6 protein-coding genes are annotated in these 4,942 nt (G+C 34.6%); all 6 read right to left on the bottom strand.

Annotation, left to right across the window (positions count from 1 at the left end):
- Positions 1–133 precede the first annotated feature (133 nt).
- The 6 genes from AB8P51_RS14975 to AB8P51_RS14950 all read right to left on the bottom strand — a co-directional run bounded on the left by AB8P51_RS14975 (position 134) and on the right by AB8P51_RS14950 (position 4,824).
- Complete coding sequence (locus tag AB8P51_RS14975) at positions 134–622, bottom strand: hypothetical protein (protein WP_369749687.1); 489 nt, start codon at positions 620–622, stop codon at positions 134–136.
- A gap of 135 nt (positions 623–757) precedes the next feature.
- Complete coding sequence (locus tag AB8P51_RS14970; RefSeq protein WP_369749686.1) at positions 758–1,411, bottom strand: hypothetical protein; 654 nt, start codon at positions 1,409–1,411, stop codon at positions 758–760.
- A 217-nt stretch (positions 1,412–1,628) separates the two neighbouring features.
- Entirely contained in the window at positions 1,629–2,015 is a 387-nt protein-coding gene (locus AB8P51_RS14965; RefSeq protein ID WP_369749685.1) for a hypothetical protein, read from the bottom strand.
- A gap of 285 nt (positions 2,016–2,300) precedes the next feature.
- The gene (locus tag AB8P51_RS14960) at positions 2,301–2,702 is read right to left on the bottom strand and encodes a hypothetical protein (RefSeq protein WP_369749684.1); all 402 of its coding nucleotides are present in this window, start codon (positions 2,700–2,702) and stop codon (positions 2,301–2,303) included.
- 162 nt (positions 2,703–2,864) lie between these two features.
- The gene (locus AB8P51_RS14955; RefSeq protein WP_369749683.1) at positions 2,865–3,752 is read right to left on the bottom strand and encodes a hypothetical protein; all 888 of its coding nucleotides are present in this window, start codon (positions 3,750–3,752) and stop codon (positions 2,865–2,867) included.
- Between the two features lie 607 nt (positions 3,753–4,359).
- Complete coding sequence (locus tag AB8P51_RS14950) at positions 4,360–4,824, bottom strand: VOC family protein (RefSeq protein WP_369749682.1); 465 nt, start codon at positions 4,822–4,824, stop codon at positions 4,360–4,362.
- Between the last annotated feature and the right edge of the window lie 118 nt (positions 4,825–4,942).

Here is a 4,942-nt window from a genome sequence, read left to right as displayed (position 1 = left end):
TATTCAAATGTGTTACAACGGTCTTGGCTATGACTTCGTGGCAAGCGTCAGACGTTTTTTTGTTTCTTTAAAAATAGGAAAAAACGACCAAGCGATAAGCCATGAGTTATAGCCGTTGTTGTAACACGTTTTATTAATTCGCTTTAATAGATTTTTCAAACTCTAATTTAAGTTCTCTATCGAGATTGAGATCTAGTTCTGTTTTATTCTTGGTTGGCCTTTCAATTATCATTATTAGAACCATTAGGACAGTAATTATAAGGTAAGCCAAGTTTCCAGTTTCTTGTGCAGCAAATAGACCAAAAAATCCTGGGGCCTCTAAACAAGCATATTTAACAATAGACGCAGTCATATACCCACTCAACTTAGCCCCGAGCGTATTAACCCGATTTAAAGAAGATAATTGATGTCTAAACAAGGACTTGCCTGCGAATACTCCCAGAACTGCACTAATTGGAACAGCATATGGAAATTTGTAGCCCATATCTGAGAATTCCATTACCCAATCATCCTGCAGCCAATAGAAAAACAACCCTACAGCAAACAACCCAAAGGTAATTGCAAAATGAATAAGTGATAATATATTTAAGATTCCTTTCGGATTGGCTTCTTTGTTTTCCATAATCTATTCAAATGTGTTACAACGGTCTTGGCTATGACTTCGTGGCAAGCGTCAGACGTTTTTTTGTTTCTTTAAAAATAGGAAAAAACGGTCAAGCGTTAAGCCATGAGTTATAGCCGTTGTTGTGCAACGTTTTTATTTTTTCCCTGCTTTTTTCCGATCAACCAAATCCCTTAATTCATAAAATTTAAAAAGGCTATCGGTTTTGGATTCGTCCAATTTTTTCCAATCAATCCAGTCAATAACTGTTTCCGTATCAAACTCGCCAATTAGTCCATCTAACAAAATATAGATTGCGTTTTGTTTATGTCCATTTCCGTCAAAATCTCTGATGTATAATTCAATTCCAATTTTCTCTCCTTCGTTGGCGTATTTATAGAAAATGTCAGAATATGAAACAGAGAAATCTCCGTAATCAATTTTCAAATCATCTCCTGGAATCCTTTGTCGAAATGCGTTTATTTTCCAGTTCGAAATTTTGGGTGCTGATTGAACCAATTTCTCGACTGCAGGAAAAAAATCTTTCATGCCGTCAGCTGAGATGGTCAATTCTCGAGTTCCATCGTCCTTTACAGGACTAAACTCCCAGGTCAGTTCTTCATTCACTTTCGCTAATTCCCGATTTAGCTCTTGAAATAATGGTTTGGTTGTATCAATCCCTTCTACCTCGTTGTAATAGGTCAAATTATTTTTCGAGAACCAATCCCAAAATTTTTCTTCCTTCGTTTTCGTACTACAAAAGCTAAAAAGCATACAAAATGGAATTATTAATAAAGATTTCTTATTCATTCTCAAATGTTGCACAACGGTCTTGGCTATGATCTCGCCGCGGTGTTGGGGGCGAAGCTAGCGGAGGATCTAACGGCTTTGTCGTTAGAAATTCGCGCTGGCAAAGCGAGCCCGGGCCTCTACCCTATTCATGCCAGTTCCTTGTTTTAATTAAATGTAGGAAATTTCAAATTATTGAGAAAGCAGCGCTGGATTATAGCCGTTGTTAGCATACGTATTAATTTATTTTTTGATACCACTGCCCATTATTTAGATGCAGTAATGAATCATTTAATTTATTTATACCAACAAATCCAGAAATTGAATCATGTGTTATATAAAGTCCAAATTGACTATCTCGATATTCAATAATTGCTTTGTCATCGTATGTCCAACCTTGCATAGAACTAATACTGTCGATGTATTCGAATTTCATTCCTGAAATAGTAATCTCATTTACAGGTCCATATGTATTTATTTTTTCCCAATGCTGAATATTGACCTTTTCCAATTCGGGAAGTAATATTAAATCAGTATTGGTATTAGATTTATTAATAAATCTCCAGTCATCTGATATTAACGTTATTATGCTATTGATAGAATCTTGAATTTCTCGTTCGGTCAATTTAGCGATTTCAGATGTTTTATTGTGTAGATTGCAGCTACATACGATTAGAGAGGCTACAATAAGAAAGCACTGAATTATTTTCATATGTATGCTAACGGTCTTGGCTATGATTTCGTTTTGACTTAGCAGCGAGCCCAGCGTTGGGTTTCCTGCCTTGCAGGAAAAATTAACGAGGGCAAGGCGAGCTGCCAGGTTTAGCCTTTAACCTGGTTCTTTGTTTTAAAAATAAGATAAATATATGAAGTTGGGTTTAGCCAAAATGAATTATAGCCGTTGTTAGCCTTACGTTTTTATTTCTCCTATTTTGGTTTGGTCAAAATTGATTTTAGCTTTCAATTTTATGATCTCGTTAGCGGTGAGAGGTCCTATAGTTTTATTTCCTGAACTACATTTTAGTCCAAATGAGTTTCCTTCAATCACATAAAATCCGTCCGATGTTTTTGCAATGATTACGTTGCTATTCCACTCTACAATAAGAACGTTTTCTATGAATGGGTCTTTTTTACTTGCTAATTTGCACATTAAAACGTTTCTCCCGTCTATTCTATTCCCATCGTAATCAAAGTCCACGGTTTCATAAAGATAATAGTGGTCTGTTATTTTGGTGATTCCATCATTACAGCTTGAAAGTCCGGCAAAAAGCAAAATTCCAACTGCAAAATGTTTAGTTAGGGTTTTGTCCAATATCGCTCTTCTTGAGGTTCTGATTAAATTAAGGCTAACGGTCTTGGCTATGATCCCGGCATCTTTTGGTGCTGTTGAGATTTAAGCCATTAATGTTTTTATTAAATGTAGGAATTTTTAATGAAGTACTAAGGCGTTGCTGGATTATAGCCGTTGTTGTGTTTAGTTTTTTGTTTTCAAATACTCTTTATAAGAAAGTTTATTCTCCAACTCTATTAATTTTTTATTTTCAATATTCTCCTCTCCAAGTTTTCTAGCGAGATCTATATTATACCAAGCTTCTACATATTCTGATAGCTGTAGTTTCGCAAGTGCTTTTTGATAATACACATAACTATATTGTGGGGATAATTCAATTGCTTTCGAATACAATGAATCGGCTTTTTTTAATAACTCTATTTTTGAAGGAAATCCTTGATCGTAGTAGTAATATCCTAACATAGAATAGTTTCTTCCATCTTCTGGTTCTAATTCAATTAACTTGTATAAACAATTTAGTCCATTGGATGGTTCATTACTATTGAAGCTATTTAAGGCCTCTTCCCAAAGTCCATCATAAAAGTTTGCATTGAAAGAATTAATTGTAAATAACCATTTATTAGATTCTTTATCATTAGTTGAGCCATAAGCCCTAATGTATATTAAAGCACAATCACTTGTTGTAAGTTCTTCTTTCCAAAAAGCTTCTAGACTCTTTTGAATAGGAAACCAATATTCTCCATCTTCGGTTTTGATTAAAGCTTCATTTTCAAATAAGTCTTCAACCTTAAATTTGAAGTCAAATGATTTAAATATTCCTTGAAGCTTTTTGATTTTTTCTGGCGGAATATTTCTGAATTCTCCAGTGTTTTTGACTAAAAGTAAATAACCAGGTGTTGCAGAATTTACAATTACATCTGATTTTTTATTATTTAAATTTTCAAGCTCTTCAAAATGATTTTTAACAGTTGAAAATTCTACAAGAGTGTTAGGATTTTGATTATGAATATTCTGTTGACCTAAAAGGTTAAAGGATATCAAGAAAAGAATTAAAGCATTGGTTTTTTTCAAGTTTTCGATTTTTTCAAAATTAAACACAACGGTCTTGGCTATGATCTCGTCGCGGTGTTAGGGGCGAAGCTCAGCGGTGGGTTTTCTGCTTTGCAGAAAAAATTAACGCTGGCAAAAGCGAGCCCTGGACGTTCAAGCATTCAAGCCAGTTCCTTGTTTTAATTAAATGTAGGAAATTTCAGGGAAGTTCTAAAGTAGCGCTGGATTATAGCCGTTGTTATGTGGCGTTATTTATTTGCTTTGAAATATTGGCAAATCAATTACTAGATGATTTTTGCTAGTTCTTTTGCAACAAAATAAAAGCCCAGAATAATAAGTATAATTGAACTTATTAAACCTTTTAGTGTTAAATGATTCACCTCAAACCTATTGAGTCTTTTTAAGGAAATCGGAAGAATAATAATGCCAACAACGATAGCAATGATTCCAAGTACCAATGATAAGTAGCTCATCTAATTAATGACACATAACGGTCTGGGCTATGGTTTCGTTACGGAATGGTACGCGAGTATCATTCCGCCGTAACCATAAATTTAGCAAAAAGGCTTGAAATTCCGATTAGGAATTTCAGCCGTAATGAACTATAGCCGTTGTTGTGCGCTGGCTTTTAATTCTTTTGTTCGGCGACACTATTTACCTCAATCCAATAACCATTTGGGTCTTGAAAAAACACCTGCTTAATTCCGTCAGCTCTAACATTTATCTTATTTATAGTTCCAGGCCAGTCAGAATATTCAATATTCATTGACTTTAACTTGTCAATTAACAAGTCAAAATCAGATGTAGTCAATGCCAAGTGTACTGCTTTATTCGTTTTTATCTCATCTTTAAGAATTGAAATCAGATGCAATTCTTTTCCTTCGCCGAGCGACAACCATCTAATTCCTTCAATGATTGTTCTATTTGTGATTTCGTTCAGATTCAGTACGTTTTTATAAAATTCCGCAGATTGATCAGAATCTTTTACTGATAAAGCAAAGTGATTGAAATTCACAGAAATTTCACTTTTCTCTTGTCCGATTACAAATCCACTAGACTGGATTAAAATCAGAAGAGCAATTAGTTTTTTCATAATTCTATTGGTTAATGTTAGTTCTATTTTCAGCTTGCGCACAACGGTCTTGGCTATGATTGCGGTGCGTTATTGGGGGCGAAGCTAGCGGAGGATCTTCTGCGGTTAGCAGAAGAAA

Source organism: Muriicola sp. SD30 (assembly GCF_041205185.1).
Classification (GTDB): Bacteria; Bacteroidota; Bacteroidia; order Flavobacteriales; family Flavobacteriaceae; genus Muriicola.
The sequence above is the reverse complement of the archived record's forward strand: the minus strand, read 5'-3'. Positions and strand labels throughout refer to the sequence as shown.